The 19,571-nt window shown below is 46.4% G+C and carries 24 protein-coding genes; 9 read left to right on the top strand and 15 right to left on the bottom strand.

The genetic code is table 11. The annotated features are described in order from the left end of the window. Nucleotides 1-30 precede the first annotated feature (30 nt). The 14 genes from GN111_RS23885 to GN111_RS23820 form a co-directional block, all read right to left on the bottom strand. Nucleotides 31-2,484, bottom strand: coding sequence for a heavy metal translocating P-type ATPase (locus GN111_RS23885; RefSeq protein WP_155306160.1), 2,454 nt, complete (start codon nt 2,482-2,484; stop codon nt 31-33). Nucleotides 2,485-2,690: 206 nt separating this feature from the next. Next, on the bottom strand, nt 2,691-3,023 hold the full coding sequence (locus GN111_RS23880) for a hypothetical protein (RefSeq protein WP_155306159.1): 333 nt from the start codon (nt 3,021-3,023) through the stop codon (nt 2,691-2,693). A gap of 103 nt (nt 3,024-3,126) precedes the next feature. Beyond that, nucleotides 3,127-3,906 (bottom strand): PP2C family protein-serine/threonine phosphatase, encoded by a 780-nt coding sequence (locus GN111_RS23875; RefSeq protein WP_155306158.1) that lies wholly within the window; start codon nt 3,904-3,906, stop codon nt 3,127-3,129. A 309-nt stretch (nt 3,907-4,215) separates the two neighbouring features. Next, nucleotides 4,216-4,464, bottom strand: a complete 249-nt coding sequence (locus tag GN111_RS23870; RefSeq protein WP_155306157.1) for a YHS domain-containing protein — start codon at nt 4,462-4,464, stop codon at nt 4,216-4,218. A 36-nt stretch (nt 4,465-4,500) separates the two neighbouring features. Further along, nucleotides 4,501-4,857 (bottom strand): SHOCT domain-containing protein, encoded by a 357-nt coding sequence (locus tag GN111_RS23865; RefSeq protein ID WP_155306156.1) that lies wholly within the window; start codon nt 4,855-4,857, stop codon nt 4,501-4,503. A gap of 75 nt (nt 4,858-4,932) precedes the next feature. Beyond that, complete coding sequence (locus tag GN111_RS23860; RefSeq protein WP_155306155.1) at nt 4,933-5,427, bottom strand: periplasmic heavy metal sensor; 495 nt, start codon at nt 5,425-5,427, stop codon at nt 4,933-4,935. A gap of 761 nt (nt 5,428-6,188) precedes the next feature. Further along, the gene (locus GN111_RS23855; protein WP_155306154.1) at nt 6,189-6,917 is read right to left on the bottom strand and encodes a cytochrome c biogenesis CcdA family protein; all 729 of its coding nucleotides are present in this window, start codon (nt 6,915-6,917) and stop codon (nt 6,189-6,191) included. A 2-nt stretch (nt 6,918-6,919) separates the two neighbouring features. Continuing rightward, nucleotides 6,920-7,570 (bottom strand): DsbA family protein, encoded by a 651-nt coding sequence (locus tag GN111_RS23850; protein ID WP_155306153.1) that lies wholly within the window; start codon nt 7,568-7,570, stop codon nt 6,920-6,922. Beyond that, nucleotides 7,567-8,004, bottom strand: a complete 438-nt coding sequence (locus GN111_RS23845; RefSeq protein ID WP_155306152.1) for a disulfide bond formation protein B — start codon at nt 8,002-8,004, stop codon at nt 7,567-7,569. The genes GN111_RS23850 and GN111_RS23845 overlap by 4 nt, the downstream gene beginning before the upstream one ends. A gap of 72 nt (nt 8,005-8,076) precedes the next feature. Continuing rightward, a complete protein-coding gene (locus tag GN111_RS23840) occupies nt 8,077-8,649 on the bottom strand; it encodes a TlpA disulfide reductase family protein (protein WP_155306151.1) in 573 nt (190 codons plus the stop codon). A gap of 61 nt (nt 8,650-8,710) precedes the next feature. Then, nucleotides 8,711-9,553 (bottom strand): c-type cytochrome biogenesis protein CcsB, encoded by an 843-nt coding sequence (gene ccsB / locus GN111_RS23835; protein ID WP_155306150.1) that lies wholly within the window; start codon nt 9,551-9,553, stop codon nt 8,711-8,713. 9 nt (nt 9,554-9,562) lie between these two features. Continuing rightward, entirely contained in the window at nt 9,563-10,924 is a 1,362-nt protein-coding gene (gene resB, locus GN111_RS23830) for a cytochrome c biogenesis protein ResB (RefSeq protein WP_170302435.1), read from the bottom strand. 25 nt (nt 10,925-10,949) lie between these two features. Next, nucleotides 10,950-11,546, bottom strand: coding sequence for a tetratricopeptide repeat protein (locus GN111_RS23825; RefSeq protein ID WP_170302434.1), 597 nt, complete (start codon nt 11,544-11,546; stop codon nt 10,950-10,952). A gap of 187 nt (nt 11,547-11,733) precedes the next feature. Continuing rightward, nucleotides 11,734-12,261, bottom strand: a complete 528-nt coding sequence (locus GN111_RS23820; RefSeq protein WP_155306147.1) for a hypothetical protein — start codon at nt 12,259-12,261, stop codon at nt 11,734-11,736. Between the two features lie 205 nt (nt 12,262-12,466). Between GN111_RS23820 and GN111_RS23815 the strand changes: the two genes are divergently transcribed. The 4 genes from GN111_RS23815 to GN111_RS23800 all read left to right on the top strand — a co-directional run bounded on the left by GN111_RS23815 (nt 12,467) and on the right by GN111_RS23800 (nt 16,578). Beyond that, complete coding sequence (locus GN111_RS23815; protein WP_231715545.1) at nt 12,467-12,850, top strand: ArsR/SmtB family transcription factor; 384 nt, start codon at nt 12,467-12,469, stop codon at nt 12,848-12,850. A gap of 21 nt (nt 12,851-12,871) precedes the next feature. Then, nucleotides 12,872-15,022 carry a heavy metal translocating P-type ATPase gene (locus tag GN111_RS23810; protein ID WP_155306146.1) on the top strand — a complete coding sequence of 717 codons (2,151 nt, stop codon included), beginning with the start codon at nt 12,872-12,874 and terminating at the stop codon, nt 15,020-15,022. 17 nt (nt 15,023-15,039) lie between these two features. Then, the gene (locus GN111_RS23805) at nt 15,040-15,657 is read left to right on the top strand and encodes a methyltransferase family protein (RefSeq protein ID WP_155306145.1); all 618 of its coding nucleotides are present in this window, start codon (nt 15,040-15,042) and stop codon (nt 15,655-15,657) included. 105 nt (nt 15,658-15,762) lie between these two features. Further along, on the top strand, nt 15,763-16,578 hold the full coding sequence (locus GN111_RS23800; RefSeq protein WP_197740411.1) for a ZIP family metal transporter: 816 nt from the start codon (nt 15,763-15,765) through the stop codon (nt 16,576-16,578). 33 nt (nt 16,579-16,611) lie between these two features. Here the strand turns inward: GN111_RS23800 and GN111_RS23795 are convergent, their stop codons facing one another. Then, the gene (locus GN111_RS23795) at nt 16,612-16,998 is read right to left on the bottom strand and encodes a multicopper oxidase domain-containing protein (RefSeq protein WP_231715544.1); all 387 of its coding nucleotides are present in this window, start codon (nt 16,996-16,998) and stop codon (nt 16,612-16,614) included. Between the two features lie 325 nt (nt 16,999-17,323). Here GN111_RS23795 and GN111_RS23790 point away from each other — a divergent pair, with 325 nt between their 5' ends. From GN111_RS23790 to GN111_RS23765, 5 genes are all read left to right on the top strand, one after another. After that, complete coding sequence (locus GN111_RS23790; protein WP_155306144.1) at nt 17,324-17,722, top strand: MerR family transcriptional regulator; 399 nt, start codon at nt 17,324-17,326, stop codon at nt 17,720-17,722. 13 nt (nt 17,723-17,735) lie between these two features. Continuing rightward, entirely contained in the window at nt 17,736-18,005 is a 270-nt protein-coding gene (locus GN111_RS23785) for a thioredoxin family protein (protein ID WP_155306143.1), read from the top strand. A 129-nt stretch (nt 18,006-18,134) separates the two neighbouring features. Next, a complete protein-coding gene (locus GN111_RS33995) occupies nt 18,135-18,332 on the top strand; it encodes a mercury resistance system transport protein MerF (RefSeq protein ID WP_331457732.1) in 198 nt (65 codons plus the stop codon). Beyond that, on the top strand, nt 18,329-18,664 hold the full coding sequence (locus GN111_RS23775) for a mercuric transporter MerT family protein (protein WP_155306142.1): 336 nt from the start codon (nt 18,329-18,331) through the stop codon (nt 18,662-18,664). The genes GN111_RS33995 and GN111_RS23775 overlap by 4 nt, the downstream gene beginning before the upstream one ends. 348 nt (nt 18,665-19,012) lie before the next feature. Further along, complete coding sequence (locus GN111_RS23765; RefSeq protein ID WP_170302433.1) at nt 19,013-19,372, top strand: carboxymuconolactone decarboxylase family protein; 360 nt, start codon at nt 19,013-19,015, stop codon at nt 19,370-19,372. Nucleotides 19,373-19,571 lie beyond the last annotated feature (199 nt).

The raw sequence follows: 19,571 nt of genomic DNA, 5'->3' as shown, positions 1-19,571 counted from the left end.
GATAGAAAGTTTGCTTGTATATTCGCATCGCTACAGCTTAACCCGCCTCAGTCGAAGGGCATTGCCCACCACGGATACCGAACTCAGACTCATAGCCGCTGCGGCAATCATCGGCGATAGCAACAAACCAAAAAACGGATAGAGGACCCCTGCGGCGATGGGAACACCGAGTGCATTATAGAAAAACGCGAAAAACAGGTTTTGTTTGATGTTACGCATAGTAGCCTTGGAAAGCTTTATGGCTCTGACAATTCCCCGAAGATCTCCTTTGACCAGCGTTACGCTCGCGCTCTCCATGGCCACATCAGTGCCAGTCCCCATGGCGATGCCGACCTGGGCCTGCGCCAATGCTGGAGCGTCATTGATCCCGTCGCCGGCCATGGCGACGATGTTACCTTGATCCTGGAGACGTTTGACGGCATTGGCCTTGTCTTCGGGCATTACTTCGGCGACAACGTCGTCGATCCCCAGCTTCTTGGCAACAGCAGCCGCAGTGACCTCACTGTCACCGGTGAGCATAACGATACGGATGCCTTCCTCGTGGAGCTTTTCCATGGCTTCGGAGGTCGTTTCCTTGATTGGGTCGGACACGCTGACGATCCCCGCAGCCTCACCATCGATGGCCACGAACATGGCTGTCTTACCTTCATCGCGCAGTTTCCGGACCTCGTCGTCCAAGTTGTCGGGAACAACTTCGAATTCCTCGAGCAGTCTTCGATTTCCCAGCAGCACTTTTTTTGCGTCTATCATTCCGGAAACCCCTTTACCGGTGTGGGATGCGAAATCTTCCGCCTTTTTCAAATCCACCCCACGTTCCTCGGCACCGGAGACGATGGCGGCGGCCAGCGGATGCTCGCTGCTGCGTTCCAGACCGCCGGCATAAGCGAGTAGATCTTTTTCGTTCCACCCGTCGGCGGCGATGACGTTTGTCAGCTTCGGCTTGCCCTCGGTAAGGGTCCCGGTTTTGTCTACCACAAGGGTGTCAACCATGCGCATCGTCTCGATGGCCTCGGCGTTTTTAAACAGGACACCCAACATGGCACCTTTTCCGGTTGCCACCATGATCGACATGGGGGTGGCAAGACCCAATGCACAAGGGCAGGCGATGATCAGCACCGACACGGCCGCTATAAGGGCGTAGGCCACGCTGGGTTTCGGTCCAACCCACGACCACACCAGAAAGGAGACGACCGCAATGCCGATGACCGCCGGAACGAAATAGGCGGCGACGACATCGGCTATTTTCTGAATGGGGGCCCGGCTCCGTTGGGCCTCGGCCACCATCTTGACGATCTGGGACAATACGGTGTCCGTACCGACCTTCTCCGCCCGGATGACCAGTGCCCCTTTATCGTTGACCGTGGCCCCGATCACCGAATCGCCCTCTTTTTTTTCGATGGGTATCGGTTCTCCCGTGATCATCGACTCATCTACGTTGCTTTTACCCTCGATCACCGTGCCGTCCACCGGTACTTTCTCACCAGGCCGTACCCTCAGCCGGTCATCTACCCGGATTTCGTCCAAGGGCACGTCCTTTTCTGTACCGTCTTCCTCAATGCGCCGTGCGGTCTTGGGCGCCAGCCCGAGCAACGCCTTGATGGCGGCGCCAGTGCGGCTGCGCGCCCTTTGTTCGAGCATCTGGCCGAGCAACACCAGGGTGACGATCACCGCTGATGCCTCGAAATAGACCCCCACTGTGCCGTCATCCGCCCTGAAAGCACCAGGGAAAATATCAGGAAACATTACCGCCACGACGCTGTATACATAGGCTACGGCGGTACCCAGACCGATGAGGGTAAACATGTTCAGATTCCAGGAAACGACTGACTTCCAGGCCCGCACGTAAAATACCCATCCTGCCCACAACACCACCGGCGTGGCCAACGCGAATTCTGCCCAGTGTAGGAAAACGCTTCCGAAGACCTGCTCCAAATTGCCCAGACCAAAGAAATCCCTCATGGCGATGATCATCACCGGCAGCGAAAGTGCCGCCGAAAACCAGAAGCGGTTGCGCATGAACCGGTATTCATGGCTCTCTTCCTCGTCAGTCGCCATGGTTTTCGGTTCCAGGGACATGCCGCACTTAGGGCATTCCCCAGGCTCATCCTGAACTACCTCCGGATGCATCGGACACGTGTATTGCACCTTTTCTGATTGGATGGCGGGTGTGTCTGGCTCTAACGCCATACCACACTTGGGGCAGTCTCCTGGGCCGTTCTGGCGGATTTCCGGATGCATGGGGCAGGTGTAGACGGCACCCTTTGCGCTAACCGCTTCCGAAGCTCTACGTTTGCTCTCTGCCTTAGAAGACAGATAACCATCCGGCTCCGCCTTGAACTTTTCCAGGCAGTGGTCACTACAAAAATAAAAAGTTGTTCCCTCGTGATCGTGGGGGATGTACTCGTCAGGCGATTTGGTGCTCATACCACAAACCGGATCGGTTACCTTCTCTTCAACTGCAACAGCTTCGTCCGTTTGTTCCATTGTTTCCTCCCGGCGCTTCATATAGTTGGTAATTTAACGCCAATTTTCATGTCTGCAATCAATGGATGGCTATTTTTTCGTGGAAATAGTGTTTTGGTCTGTCGATCAGATTGATATTTTTAGGAGCCTTAAATAAATAAGGATACATTCGAAAAAACATTTAAAAAATCAAGTGTAGTACCTATTTATCTAAGAGATCACCATTACTATGCCATTCCTACCATACGAATATTTCCCGTCTGTTTATCCACCAACAGTCGTTGAATGGTGGAGCCGTCATGACGCACTATTCTGGCCAGATAATATCTGCCCTGGTTTTCGACCTGGTCGATTTTGAATTTTTCCCGGATTTCTTGGCTGATTTGCTTTTCTATTATTATTCGCGCCGTACCAGTGCTCATCCCGTCGAACATTTCTTGAACAACCTCATGACGCGGATCATGGGCTTTAGATGCCTTAGTTGCGTCTGAATCATCGGAAGGCAATATGTCAGCATAGGTTGTTTGGAAAAACTTGAGAATCTGTTTTTTGAGATTCATGATACGAACTCCTATTTTAGGGTGTAAATCATTTGCTGGGATGATTGTGTTGAAGCCATGGTTGCATTCATTGCTTGATGTCCGGTTAGTGGCGGCTAATACGTCAACATGTGACAACGATTGCCGTAATATTGTCGCGGGCGCCATTTCGCAGCGCGATTTTAACCAATCGAGCTGCCGTGTCAGCCGCAGTTGACTGTTCTTTCATTGCCTCGATAATTGAGTCTTCATTCAACGAACCAGTCAATCCATCGGTGCACAGTAAAAATTGGTCTCCAAGTTTAATATCGTCAATGCGTGAATCGACGAATTCTAAAACTTCCTCGGTCCCCACGACACGTGTAAGCAAGTGACGGAGAGGATGCCGGTAAGCCTGCGAAGGATCCACTTCCCCCTCGAAGATCATGTCCTGGACAAAGGTGTGATCGGTGGTCAGTTGGCTTAGACGTCCATTCCTGTGCCGGTAGATTCGACTGTCGCCGACGTGGGCGATAATGCTGTGGGTACCGTCAATCAGGAGGCAGGAAAGCGTGGTTCCCATATCCGTCATGGCTTTATGACGTCGTCCGTGTAACCGGATGTACCGATCGACACGGATAATCGCATCGACCAGACGATTACGGTACGAATAAGGCTTTTTCTTATCTACTATGCGCTTATTGGTAAAATATTCTTTGAGGTATTCACAGGCCAATTGGCTAGCGAGTTCCCCGCCCGGATGGCCGCCCATTCCGTCTGCGACAGCAAATAGACGTCCCCACGCTTTGCATACAGTGAGCGTCTTGTCTTGATTCTGTGGCCTCCTCCCGATATGCGTGCATACTCCACATTCAATGGATAAAAAGTTGGGATTTAATGCCTGATTGTGGGGGTGGGCAGTCATATTAACCACCGCAGAATACGCCTTTATGACTTGGCATCCCAGCTTTCTGCTTAACGGCCCTCGTAGTGGTCCGTATCAACAGCTTTAGCATCAAAGCGATTAGAGACATGTCATTCCATCCCGATGCTTGACAGATGGCTTCGGCAACAATTGATGTCGATTGGAATCCGCCATTAGCTCCTTTGCAATCGTTTGCCAATTGGATATAGCTGTTGGGCTCTGATTTAACGACAAAACCAATTCGGTCAGCAAAAATTTTACCTCAATCGATGCTGCTGAATCATTCTTGTAAATTTTACTGTCGGATTCTTAGTGACATGCCGGAGGCCGTCCTCCGGTGGCTTTGTTCAGCCGGTCAAGATAGCGTTTCCAGAGTCCCTTCTTTTTCTTGGTTCCGGCATACTTTTGGGGATGGGTGTCGAAGGCTTGCTTGCATCTTTGCGCACAAAAATACACCTCAACACCGTTGTGGCACGTTTTGGCTGCCGCCGTTGCCGGGTCCAACGACATCCCGCAAACCGGATCGATAATTGTAGTGAGTTGTGTTTGAGTTGTCATTAGACACCTGCCTTTGTGAATTGAGGAATGTTAAGGCTACTCCAGCTCCCGTTTCATGGTCTGATATGGTGCATAGTCGATTTCACCCCGGTAGTAACGGTTCTTTAATATCTCCAAGACATCGAATGGTTTTTTGTTTTTTTGACTTCCCTCGGACCGCCTTCCGGTAACGAGACTGGAAACGACTATGGCGATAGCGGCGATCACGGAAATCCAGAAAAAAGTCATGATGATCCCCATGCCACCGCCTCCTATCGTCATGTGATGCGGCATGATCCAGTGTGCATTGCCAAAGCCGAAGCTGTTTTGATGGTTGACCAGAAACCAGATGGTACCTGCAATCAGTGCGATGGAGATGCCCAAGTTCAGCAGGGTAACGGTTTGTCTTCTCACATTAGCCTCCTCAGCATGTAAAACCGTTATTTTACGGGACGGTTAGATTTAGCCGCCCCAGAGCAGCCGTCCAAATTACCAGCAATATCCACGACTATAATCATATCCGGTTCCCCGGTAGTTTGCCGGCAGCAGCTTGCGGACTTCGAACTGGTGGGCCAGGGCCTGCTCGTCTAAGTCACCACGCACGGAGGAGATTTCCTTCTGCAGATCGAAGATCTTGTCCTGATCTGGATCGACCTGGTCCCATTCCTTGCGAAGGGCAATCTCATTCTCTTCGATTCGATCGCGCAGTTCCCGCGTATATTTGTAGAATTTTTCTCGGGATGCACTTAGCCGGGCCGCGTCTTCGTCGGACAGATCGCCCCAGGCGCCATAACCGCGACGATAAGATCCCTCATAGGCATCCAATCTCATCATGTGAACGCCGTAGCCGGGACCCATCATGTGGTTTTCGTAATTGCCCATATGCGATCTGTATCCCCGACCACCGTGAGCAAAGGCGACAGCCGCAATTCCAAAAATCGAAACAGCTACCAATCCGAAAATGAAATTCTTGTTGATCTTCATGAAATTTCTCCTTTCTCTCTTGAATGAGCTTTTATGATCCGCTAAGCGCGGAACTGTATTGATGACCTGAATAAGGGCAAAGCATGTGCCAGCTGCAAAAAATGTTTTATAATTTTTATAAATGTCATAAATTACTAACTTTTATTGCATTCAGGAGGGTGGTGTGGAGAAATGTGACAAGTCCGTCAGGCAATAACCGGGTAAAAATTAAACAGTTCAACCTCGTCTGCGAAAGATATGTGTGAAAAAACAACGCACAAGGATAGATCAGGTCAGAAGCTTACCTCTGATTAGCCAATATTACACCTCTTAAGCTTGTTGTTTAGGAGTTTTGGCGTGATATTTTTGGGACGGACTGATTAACTCTTGCTTCAAGAAATCTTCAGGGAGATCGGTGGTGCATTGGTTATATAGTTCAGAAATGGGGCCAATGATCAGGGCCAGTTAGGCTGCGGAATTTAGTGAAGATGCACTATATCAATTGTTTCCGGTGATCTATTATCCGATCAAGAATTATTGCACTGATCAAGGGTAATGTTGGGTGATTAAAAAGGACAAAAGTAATTTTTTGAAGGTTTGCCCAAAATTCTATGGGGCCATACGTCCTGTCGTGTCAAAAGTAGGACCCTACAAAGGGAGAGCAGTTGAGAAACGATCCATCAAATGAGCGCAATAAAATTTGCCGAAGAGGATTGTTTACAATGCCTCATAAATTGAATTCAGCAATACGGGAGTCTACCACCAGGTGGACGGAAATTAGGCTACCAGGCCAGCGTGTTTAGAAACCCCAATTTAGAAGTTATTAAAGTCAACTTGCCGGTTATCATCAGTATTCCTAAAAGCACCAATATCGAACCGCTAATCTTTTGGATAAGACCCATATACTTTTTGATTTTAGAAAAAATCCTGAAAAATCCTTTCATAGCCACGGTGGTTAACAAAAAAGGAATCCCCAGACCGGCAGAATATACAATCAACAGCCCTACTCCTTTTCCCACCGTATCCATGGTGGCCGCGTAGGTCAATATGGCGGCAAGTATCGGCCCAACACAAGGCGTCCACCCGAAGGCAAAGGCTGCTCCGAGCAATGGCGCTTTAAAAGAACCCAGCTTTTCTGCTGGCAGGTCAATTTGCTTTGTCGTCAGCAAAAAACCAAATCTGAACAGACCGATCTGCTGAAGTCCAAAAATTATAATAACAACACCAGCGAGATTTACTAGTAGCGGAAGCCTTTGGATTAAAAATCCGCCCAACCATGTCGCAGATGCTCCCAACACTACGAAGACAGCAGAAAAACCAAGCACGAACATTAGGGAGTTAAGCATGGCTGGAGCCATATTTTTATCTGTAGAACCATGGCCGGTCATGTCGTCAATAGAGAGACCGGACACAAATGCGATATATCCAGGGATAATCGGAAGCACACATGGAGACAGAAATGACAAAAGCCCTGCCGAAAATACAATTAGCAATGATAATTCCGGTTGCATGGTTAATAATTTTCCTTGATTTCAGATTCCACCAGTTGCCTTAATTGGCTGCGGCCAAAACTGGTCAGTGGTTTGCCGTTGACAAAGAATCCCGGCGTTTTGTTGACCCCGAGTGCCTCTGCATCGGCCAGGTCCTGCTTGATCAGTTTCTCTATGGCCGGATCGTTCATATCCTTTTTGATCTTTTCAACATCTATCCCGGCCATGGGCAGTATGCGCCAAAGTTTCTGGGGTTGGACTGTGTGATGGCTGGTCCAGTGTCCTTGGGTGCGGTATAGGATATCTATTGTCTCCCAGAATTTGCCCTGTTTCCGTGCCGCCTCCAGTATCTTGACGGGGTAATCCGCGCCTTCATGCAGAGGGTTGTAGCGAATGACCAGCTTGATCTTACCTGGATGGGCGTCCATCAGCTTTTTGACGTAAGGATGGAACGCACTGCAGGTTTCGCAGGCCGGATCGGTAAATTTGATCAGGTAGACCTTGGCGTCGTCGCTTCCTAAAGTCGGCGAATGCTCCCGGACAAAAAGGGATGCATTGTTAGCGGCCAAAAATCCGTATTTTTTATTTTGCTGTCCTTTGTAAATCTGGACGCCGACAACAAATAAAAGCACAAGTAAAACGCTCGAAATTATAACAACATACTGTTTTTTCATATGGCAAGCCTCCTTTTATAGACAAACAACAGTACGATAATCGCCGTGAACGACAACAGCGACAGCATTGGGATTGTCAAGAATCCGAACAAATCGATATAGGTCTCCGAACATGGTACACCCTCACCGCAGGGCTGCAGTCGCTCTGGGATAAACCCGGAGTAGACTAGGAAGTGATAGAAAGCGAAGGCCCAGCCCACCGTCGATATCGGCAGTGCATACTTGAAGACCTTTTGATCCAGAGGGAACAATCCGCTCAGGAATACAAGCACCAACGGGAACATGAAGATGCGCTGATACCAGCACAAGGCACAGGGTGCAAACTCCATGACTTCACTGAAGAACAGGCTGCCCAGTGATGAGATCGCAGCGATCAACCAGCATATGAAAATGATCGTCCAGTTCGCATTGGACGTTTGATCTTTTTGAGGCATATGACTCTCTTTTATATTAGGTAGCGTGATTCGGAATTGATCCGGTCATTCTTCAGAGCAGATTTTTTTTCGTTAATTTCTCTGAATTAAATTCCGCAAAAAACCAATAGCATCGGGTGTCGCCCAGTCCCTGGCACCGATCACTTTTTCGACAATAATCCCGTTCTTGTCGATGATGAAGGTTTCTGGCACGCCCGTGGTTTGATATTTATATTTCATTGATTCCTTGGCGTCGATCAGAGCGGTGAAGCTCAGGTTGTGCTTCTTCATGAAAGGGAGTACGGCTTCGGCGCCTTTCTTGTCGATGCTGACCGCCAGAATCTCGAAGTCCTCACCCTTGAGCTGCTGGTATAGCTTTTCCATGGAGGGCATCTCCTGCACACAGGGCGGGCACCAGGTGGCCCAGATATTGAGAAAGACCACCTTGCCTTTCCGGTCAGCCAGACGGACCATTTCTCCGTCAAGGCCGGGCAAAGTAAAATCCGGCGCAGGAGTGCCTTTCTTTAGCAACGGTGTGGAGGTAGGGTTGAACAAAGTATCTTTGGATTGCAGCATAATAACGATACCAATACCTGCCACGATCAATCCAAGTAGAATTACATTCTGGAATTTTATCCCCGTACCATGCTCTGAATTTTCACTCATGTCATTTTAGCCTCAGAATCTCGGACCTAAATAATTGATACACACAATCAACATTTGCCAATCACCCTGCCGATCCATAGCTGTGAAGGCCCGGCAAGTAATTGACGCCAAAATAGGTAAACAATACGGCAGCAAAACCGATCATCGAAAAGACGGCAATTCGTTTGCCGCGCCAGCCTCTCATCAGCCTTGCATGCAATAACGTTGCATAAACGAACCAGGTTATCAGGGACCAGGTCTCTTTCGGGTCCCAGCCCCAATAGCGACCCCATGCAGAATTTGCCCAAACTGCACCCGATATGATTCCGGCGGTCAAAAAGAGGAATCCGAACAGAACCATTTGGTGAGTGAGTTCATCTAAAAGGCGTTGCTTGGGAAGTCTTGAACGCAATGTGCCAACAGGCGCCTGGTCGTTCTTTTTGGCCAAATACATTAGAGCGAGGCCGAAGGCGATGGCAAAGGCTGCATAGCCAATGAAACAAGTGACAACATGAACCGTCAGCCAGTTGCTTTTCAATGCCGGTAATAAGGGTTGGATACGATCGCTGATGTTCGGCGATAACGATGCATAGGCGATCGATAGAAATGCAAGGGGCATGGCGAATACGCCGATAGTCTGATGACGATATTTTCGTTCTATCACCAGATAAATAACGGCAATCATTAAAGCGAAGAATACCAGTGACTCATAGAGATTGGAAAGCGGTATCCGGCCTATGCCCATCGTATAGGATTCCATCCATCTCATTACAAAGCCAGCGGCGTTTCCGATTACGCCTGCAGATGCGCCCCAGGTTGCCCACCGGTTTAAATGAGGTTTGTGGAAGATCCACGCAACGAGATAAAGGGTCGCTGCAAGGCCATACACGAAGGTAGTGATCGACAATACGAGGGAGCTATTCATGATAAATTCCTATAATTTGCTGAGTTCTTCGCTAAATTGATGACTCGCCATTTCAAATCCGACCCGGTTTCGATTGGTGGCACCGTATACGCTGACACGGCTGCTGTTGGTGCTCGGCTGCAAGTCAACAACGATCTTTTGATGAGACATGAAAAATGCTATCCAGCAACCGACAATTAACAGAACAAAACCGAAATACACGATGGGAACGCCAGGGTCTTTGGTTACCTGCAGGCCGGTGTAATATGCATCTTCATACCCATCGACAGATATGAACCAAGCGTCTTTACGCATCTTATCAAAGGTTGGAAAACGAAGCGGCAAAGCAACTTCTTCTGGTTCTTTTTCAGGTTTTTCCAGAATTCCCACAATTGCCTCACCTATCATCTTGCCACGGAAACTGTAGTTTCCAGTGTACCTTAAAAAAGTGAACTGTCCTGTTTCATCAGGCAGGCCCACAGTTTGTCCCATAGAAAGACTGTGTTGCTGGCTTTCGTCTGAATTTGATGATGTGAACCTAATCTGGACTTTCTGTGGAGGTGTTTGGCCGTAACTGGATTGAAAGAAATTAACCCCTTTGTATCGCAATGGGTCATTTACAATAATATCCTTCTCAGCTACTTTCTCTCCATTTTCCAAAATGGTCAGGCTTGATCGAAACTCTTTGGGAGAACCGGAATCGTAAAAGCTGACATCGAAATCTTCGCATCGGACTTCAAAACCCAATGGCAAAGTTGCATCGCTGTTACGCAATCGGATGTAGCTGGCACTTTCTCCCTCTGGTATGTTGACGAACCCATCGAAACCCAAAAACGATCCAATCAGCGCACCGGCTAAGATGATGACAATGCTTAAATGCACAGCCGGAACGCCAAGCCTTGTCCAGCGTCCTTTTTCAGCGATGATCGTCATGCCAGGCTTCTCCGCGCTTATTTCTACTCGTCTGTATTTTTTCCCAATGTAAGCTTTGTAGAGCGGCAACAACTTATCCGGATTGCGTGAATCGGAAAATTCCCCAATCGGTCTTTTTTTCTTGATCGATTCTACCCGAAGATTTTTCGACGAGACAATTTTCCAGATCGCAGGCCATCGTTTAATCGTACATACCGTTATGTTAATCGCCAATATTCCGATGAGGGTCTGGAACCACCAGGAATAATACATGTCTAAGATGTCGAAGACTTGCATCAAACGATAGGCGAATTCACCGTAGGCCCGAATATAAAATGATGGATCTGCTTTCTGGGGAATAAAGGTTCCAAGCACTGAAGTCGCCGCTAAAAGGGTAAGGATCACAACGGTAAGCTTCACGGACGCAAAAAAATCCCAAAGCGCGTCAAGCATCCGCTTGGACTGGTCAGCAGTTTTCATTAAATGAACTTCCTCATTTAGAATTTTATCGGTCATGACCGTCTTTGTAATGCTTGATCATCTGGTCCACACTTTGATTATTGCCAGCCATAGCGACCGGATTGATCTCCAGCAACTCTACCCACGCCTGTATTGCCCCCTCACGGTCACCCAAATCGTGCATCAGCACGATTCCCTTGTTGAATCTTGCAGTTTCATGGTTCGAGTTTATGGCAATGGCCATATCAAATTTTTTTATTGCCTCTCTGGGTTGACCGCTTCGGCGATACATGATCCCCAAGTCTGTTAATACGTCAGCATTGTTAGGGTTTTGCTCAAGCGCTTTTTCATATGCGGCAATAGCCTGATCATATTCATTCATGTCGAAATAAGTATGGCCCAATTGAATCCACGCACTGGTATTGCCGGGATTATCTCCCACTTTCTGATTTAGAGTTTCAGCCCGTTGCCTATTGTCATTGTCCGTGTTTGCAGGCTTTGAAATGGTAGTCGAAAAGTTTCCGGTTTGATAAACAGCCACACATATACCTGTAAAGAATCCAAGAACGAACATTGCTCCTGCTATAATTATCGTTTTCCGTTGTCCGATTTTTTTAGATTGGACAGCGCCCTGATTTTTCATAGTACACCGCACAAACATAATTGGTCGCTACTACCAGCAAGTGATCGTCCACTCTGATAGGATTGCAGGAGATGCATTAATGTGTGAAGACTGGGATAAAAACGAAGGCGAGTCATATGTCTGATGCCACGGTTGCGATTAAGCAACAATGGCAGCATCGTTATTGGCTTGCCTTAGTGATGGAGAATCAACAGAGAATTGATTGCGTTAGGATATAGATCGGTGCAGTTACCGGACTTGTCTGTAGATCATTGAGTCGATAGGTGGTTAGGGTGGTATTTTTTACATCTTCATCGAATGCTGCTTCGTTAAAAAAATCCGTGTCGTAGGAAAAAGACGCTCCTATATAAGTAGATTGGCCAGATGCCGCACAATCCTTGGACTCGCAGCAGGTTGTTCCCCCCCCTAAATCATTCTTACTACTTTGCAGGTCTGAACTGCTTTTATAGTGGTGGGACGGCGAAGGTAGGCAAACTTCACGGCTATTAGGATTCACTGAAAATCGATTTGATGCAGAAAGATAAGCATTGTCAATTTTGACACAGCATGCCTGTTGTGCGGCAACCAAACTGTGCAGTGCGACAAATGCACCCACCATGGCCAAACTTGTGTAAATGAATTTTAGAATAACTTTTTTCATTGTATCTATTTGCCCTTCGCACGCCATATCCCACATTGTGACATCACTGTCAACCGCAGAATCCCATATAGCCACTCATGTTCCAATAGTATCTTGCGCTCCAATTATTATGTTCAACCTTTTCTTTGATACACAATTTTATTGAATTTATTACGGGTGGTTACCCCATTTGACAACGTGCGGTTCCAGCGAAAGTGGGAACCAAGAAGGCCTTGACAACGCATGTATATATTATTATATGTACATATATTGATACAAATCATCAAAGAGAGGCAACATCATGACCTCGGTTCAGCAAAAACCAAAGCTTACAACAGTTGAAACCTGCATGACAAAGGGAATTCATGGTGAAATCGTTAAGTCGGTAAAACGAAAAATGCCTGATCCCGTAGCACTCTATGAACTCTCTGATCTGTTCAAGCTTTTCGGAGACAGCACTAGGCTTGGGATCTTATGGGCCTTGAGCGAATCCGAAATGTGTGTGTGTGACCTTTGTGCGCTGTTAAAGATGAAACAACCAGCAGTTTCTCATCAACTAAAGAATTTAAAGCAGTCACGAATTGTAAAAGCCCGGCGTGATGGAAAGATCGTATATTACAGCCTGGAAGATGAACACATCCGTGAATTATTAAATTTGGGGATGGAACATACGCAAGAGCCATAACACCCTTGAAAGATATAAATAATGGGACAACTACAGACAGAAAAATATAGTGTAAAAAACCTCGATTGCGCCGCGTGTGCGGCAAAAATTGAAAATGGGCTTAAAGCCGTCAGTGGGGTCAACGATGCCGTGCTCGACTTCGCCAGCCTTACCCTTCATGTGAAAGCGAAGGACATTTCGCAAATTATAGAAGAAGTCCACAAAATTGAGCCTGAAGTGGAGTTAATACCCAAATCCAAAAAAACTGCCCAATATGATCATGATGAGGAAAACGAAAAAACAAAGTTTAAAAAAGAGCTTGCATTTCTGATAGTCGCTGCAGTCTTGTTCATCGTGCATTTGGTTTTTGAAGACTGGTTTCATCTTCACCCAATATCAATATTAGAAATAACCATCGTAGTTACAGCCTATCTAATTGCTGGGTGGAATGTTCTGCTCGGCGCTATGAGGACGATCCGCAGAGGGATGCTATTCGATGAAAATGTGCTGATGGTGATCGCCACTGGCGGTGCCATAGCAATTCATGCATATTCAGAAGCAGTGGGAGTCATGATTTTCTATAAAGTTGGTGAACTGCTTCAGGATTTGGCCGTTTCCAGATCACGCCGTTCAGTTAGAGCACTATTGGCAGCAAAACCAGATAAAGCCAACATAAAAACCTCTGATGGATACAAAGAGGTCGCCCCGGAATCTGTGGAGGTTGGTGAATTCATACTTATTAAGCCAGGCGAAAAGGTCCCGCTGGATGGCGAAATAATTGCCGGAACCTCTCAATTAGACTCCTCTGCGATAACCGGAGAATTTGTGCCAGCCAATGCAAAACCCGGAGATACTGTATTGGCCGGACAAATTAATAAAAGCGGTGCGTTAACAGTTCGAGTTTCCCGCCCTTTTAGCGAATCCTCAATCTCCAGGATAATGGATCTTGTCGAAAACGCCACAGCCCGAAAAGCAAAAACCGAAAAGTTCATGACAACATTTGCCCGTTATTATACCCCAGCTGTAGTGTTGATTGCAGCGGGCATCGCTTTTATTCCGCCCATACTAACTGAGGCCTCTTTCGAGACCTGGATCTACCGTGCACTTGTGTTATTGGTAATTTCCTGCCCATGCGCACTGGTCGTGAGCATCCCATTGGGCTATTTCGGAGGGATTGGAAAAGCTTCACGCAATGGTATCCTTGTAAAAGGATCAAACTTTATTGATGCATTAGCTGCCGTGAAAACAGTAGTGTTCGACAAAACCGGGACGTTAACCAAAGGGTCTTTTAAGGTAAAAGAAATTGTAAATTTGAACGGTTTTTCAAAAGATCAATTGCTTGAATTTGCAGCCGCAGCGGAACTGCATTCGAATCACCCCATTGCTGTTTCCATTGTAGATGAATTTAACAAAAGTGAACATAAATTGAACCCTGCCGAAGTTCTTAGCCACACAGAGATCTCCGGTCAAGGCGTCAAGGCCCGCTATAAGGATCATTCAGTTTTGGTGGGTAACGATAGTATCTTACACCTTGAGTCAATTGAGCACCCCAAATGCGAATTCAGCGACACTGTAGCTCACATTGTAATCGATGACGTGTACGCAGGCTACATATTAATTGGAGATGAAATTAAGCCGGACGCGAAAAAAGCACTTGTATTACTCAAACAGCAAGGCATTAGGCATCTATCAATGTTGACCGGGGATAATGCTTGCGCCGCCAGTTCTGTAGCAAATAGTTTAGGAATCGACAGCTATCATGCAGGACTCCTTCCTGAAGATAAGGTAAGTATGTTTGAGAAGATAATCGAACATACGGCGAAGGACGGGAAAATTGCTTTTGTTGGGGATGGAGTCAATGATGCGCCCGTACTTGCTCGTGCTGATGTTGGCGTGGCAATGGGTGCGCTCGGAAGCGATGCAGCTGTTGAAACGGCGGATGTCGTTTTGATGGACGATTCCCCAATGAAAATGGCAGAAGCTGTATCCATTGCCAAACAGACGCGAAATATTGTCTGGCAAAATATTATGCTGGCATTTTTTGTTAAAGGAATCTTTATTATATTTGGAGCCATGGGTTTGGCAACAATGTGGGAAGCTGTCTTCGCAGATATGGGTACTGCATTGTTAGCGGTCGTCAACTCAACAAGAATTATTAGAAAAATCGATCCATCAGAACAGGATCGAATTTAGTCAGGGTGGTGGTTAATATGAACGTAGGGCAAGTTGAAGGTCTATTAGTGCTCACCTTGTTTCTCGGATACCTTTATCTATGGTGGCAAAAAAGGATGATTATGCTGATCGATAGCAGTACTGATCCAGATGTAATATATCGTGACGAACGCCCCTCACAAAAACTATTCGCCAAATTATCTCGATTGCTGTCATTGTTCATCGGATTGTTGATTTTTCTTCAAATAACAGGTTTCAACGGGCATTTCGAAAATGGCGTACTATTTACTATAAAACACAAATATTTATATCTTAGTGGATATGCAATTGGCATTTTCGGACTTTTGCTATGCTGGAGAGCACAGAAGGAGATGGGCAGATCGTGGCGGGTTGGTATTGATAGAAAAAGGACCGAATTGATCACCACTGGTGTTTTTAAAAAAATTCGCAACCCAACTTATAGTGGACTTTTCTTGATATGTTTGGGAACTCTGATGATTATTCATAATACTCTCATCCTATTATGGGTAGTGACGTTCTATATATCGATTGAATTTCAAGTAAGAATAGAAGAAGAACATCTCATGGAAACCCATGGTCAAGCGTATATTGACTATCTGAAAACCACAAAAAGATATTTCCCCTATTTGTACTGAATTGATACATTGGGACAGGTAAGATATGACGCTATTGGAGTGAAACAATATTTGATGATTTAGTTGTCTTTTTTTCCTAACAGGTCAAAAATTGGAGAACTTTATATGAATATAGATTTCTTTTTAGGCTTGAGTCCGGTTCTCCAGGCTTTTATTGCGACGTTGTTTACCTGGTTCATGACTGCGCTGGGTTCGGGGCTGGTTTTCTTTTTTAAAACCATCAATCGAAAAGTTTTAGATGCAATGCTTGGATTTGCTGCAGGTGTTATGATAGCAGCATCATATTGGTCTTTGCTTGCCCCTGCGATCGAAATGGCTGAAGAGTCAAGTTTGCCTGCCTGGGTCCCTGCTACCTCCGGTTTTCTTTTAGGTGGCGCTTTTCTTTGGATCGTTGACAAACTCCTTCCTCATCTGCATCCGGGATTTCCAACGGAAGAAGCCGAAGGGATCAGCACCAGCTGGCGGAGGAGCGTTCTGTTGGTTTTGGCAATCACGATTCACAATATTCCTGAGGGTCTTGCTGTGGGAGTCGCGTTCGGTGCACTGGCGGCCGACCTACCATCGGCCACGCTGGGTGGTGCAATCGCATTGGCCTTAGGAATAGGGATTCAAAATTTTCCCGAAGGAACGGCGGTATCTGTCCCTCTCCGCCGAGAAGGTTTCTCAAGATTGAAAAGCTTCTGGTACGGCCAATTATCCGGCGTGGTGGAGCCGATGGCTGGTGTGTTGGGAGCCGTCGCCGTCATATACATGCGACCGATCCTTCCATATGCACTTGCTTTTGCGGCGGGCGCGATGATTTATGTGGTGGTCGAAGAGTTGATTCCAGAATCCCAGCTTGAAAAACATTCTGACGTGGCCACCATCGGCGCGATGTTAGGTTTTGCGGTAATGATGACCTTGGATGTGGCTCTTGGGTAATATTATAACACTCATTATCTTCGTACGTGCATTTTAAATGCGTTGTCCAGTGCTATCGGTGTCCCTTACAAAATAATTACGCATCATCCCCATATCCTCATGCTCCAAGTTGTGACAATGGTACAAAAACAAGCCTGGGTAATCATCAAATTCGACTAAGAATCTGATCCGCTCGCCGGGCATAATCAAGACAGTGTCTTTCCAACCTTCGTCCACATAGCCTTCATGCATGACACCACTTCGTTCAATAACTCGAAACTGCTTACCATGGAGATGAATGGGATGTGGCATATTCATCATGTTCATCATTCCACCCCCAGTATTGTGAAATTCCCAAATCTCCTTCGAACCTAATTGAACAATCTCGTCATCTGCTACCTCTTCCATCTGAAATACCCGACCATTGATCGACCATTGCATATGCTGCATCGTGAGAAAAAATTGCCTGGGATTAAGAAAATTAACGGCTTCATCTTGCTGAAGGGGGCTAATTTCAGAAAGCTTCTTTGGAAGCGGTTGGTTTTTTCCAACGCTGCGTAACTTTAATGTTGAATATGGAAAAACCAGTAACCGCCCATCTATATTACAACACCAGCAAAGCATCCCGAATCGGTATGATAGGCCAATAAGCTGCTGGGTATTCTTGAGTGATCAAGTGGGATTATTTTAAGAAAAAGTGAAAAAGATTCAATTGCCCCCTTGACCTGTACCAAGGTACAGGTCTTATTGTTTGTAGGAGGCAAAAATGGAAAGAATCTCAATTGGTGAACTTGCTAAGCAAGCCAAAGTGAACATCGAAACGATTCGCTACTATGAGCGTAGAGGGCTCATAGCAGTTCCACCTCGGAACAAAAGCGGACATAGGCAGTACTCAACAGAAGCGGTTAGACGCACAGAATTTATTAAGCGATGTCAATCACTTGGGTTTTCCCTCAATGAAATACAAGACATTCTGGAATTACGAATGACACAGCAATCTACCTGTGCGGATATGAAATTGAGGGTGACTGAAAAACTGGCCACCGTTGAAAAGAAAATAAATGAATTGATCCAAATTCGTGATGCGCTTACCCGCCTGGAAAAAAAATGCACCGGTGGTGGTCCAATTGGCAAATGCCCGATCTTGGAGGAACTCTACCAATAAAGGAGATAATCATATGAGTGCAAAACGCAATATCGAGATATATAGTGCTGGGTGCCCTGTTTGCCAGGAGGCGATTAGTACCATACAGGATAATGCCTGCCCATCTTGTGAAGTGACTATCCTTGATATGAACGATCCGAATGTGGCTGATCGAGCCAAGCGTCTTGGTGTCGAGTCGGTACCTGCAATTGTCATTGACGGGCAACTTGCCGAATGCTGTTCAGGGTGCGGTCCGGATATCGAGGTTCTTAAAGCTGCCGGTTTGGGCGTACCCTTATCGTAGCCCTGATCATCTATCATTACGGAAATCGGGGCGGTACGAATGGATAAGACTTCATCTAATGCATCAAAAAAGAGCCTGTTTGCGGCCCTGTCTGGGACTGTACTGGTCGCATTGTGATGTTTTACACCGATTCTGGTGATGCTAATGGGTGCCGTAGGGTTAAGTGCATTAACGCCATATCTTGATTTGGCGCTGTTGCCTGCCTTGGGCATCATGATTGTATTAGCCATTCTATCCTACCTGCGATGGCGCAAGGCGGCCCAAAAACAATCGAAGTGTCGCTATGTTGATAATATTGGCTCAAAATACCACGGTGCGAAGAAATGAAAATTGAAAACCTGTCAAGTTTTGGAACTATATTCGCTTCGTTTTTAGCAGCCTCTTGTTGCATCGGTCCTGCGATCTTCATCGTATTTGGGACATCAGCCAGTTTCTTAGGTGGCCTGTCCTATATGGAGTCGATGCGTCCTTATCTTCTCGCATCAGCTCTATTACTGTTCGGCTTTTCGTTCTGGAAATTGTATCTTAAGAAGTCTGAGTGCAAATGTGCAGAGGATATTAAAACCAGAAAAATGGCCCGCTGGATACTCTGGGTTGGTGCCGTAGCCATCATTTTTTCTGCATCTTTTCAAAGTCTGCTCATCCATCTGTATCAATAGAGCGCAAATGACCATGAGACAATTATTGAAAATATTTACATTCGCCATTTTTACCTTGATCGTCTCTGTCAGTGTTAACGCTGACCAGCAGATTATTATGGAAATCGTAGGCATGAATTGTAAGCTTTGACCGCTCGCCATTAGAAAATCTCTGTCGGCGACAGAGGGGGTTAAAAACGTTGAGATTTCTTATGAAAAAGGCAAAGCATGGTTGATCGTTGATGAAACGTTTGAGGACCAGGCTTTAATAAATGCGGTTTCAAAAACCGGACCCTACAAAGGGAAAGTAGTTGAGAAACGATCCATCAAATGAGCGTAATAAATAAATGCCGAAGAGGAGACCATGCCATGACTGGCAATATGTACGATGAATTACGAAGATTGAGTCCTAAAGTAACCGGTGGTCTTGTAAGGATGCGTTCGGAAACCTTTAAAGATGAAGCGGTGCCTGCCAAATACAAGATTTTGGCAGCGCTGTCCATTGTTGTTGCCACTAAATGTGAACCATGCATTAAAGGCTACACGAAAATGGCTTATGATACAGGAGCTATAAAAAATGAACTCGTTGAATTTTTAAATGTGGCAATCACCGAATCGGGCTGCCCAGGTGAACAATGGGCCATGCTCGCTTTAAAAACCTATAGCGATCTGGACGCAGGCATCAAGGTTGAGGCTGATATATGCTGCCATGATGAGCATGAAAATTGAAAGGAATGAAATTGTGGGTGATTTAATCTGTTACTGTTTCGGATACTCCGAAGACGATATCCAAAAGGATTACATGGAGAATGGTAAGTCAACGATAATGGAAAAAATCCAGATGGAGAAAAAGGTTGGGAGTTGCCAGTGTGCAACGAAAAATCCCAAAGGGAAGTGATGCTTAGGCGATGTCCACCAGGTGGTGGTT

The sequence above is a fragment of the Desulfosarcina widdelii genome (assembly GCF_009688965.1).
Lineage (GTDB): Bacteria > Desulfobacterota > Desulfobacteria > Desulfobacterales > Desulfosarcinaceae > Desulfosarcina > Desulfosarcina widdelii.
This window is presented reverse-complemented; position numbering and strand designations above follow the sequence as displayed.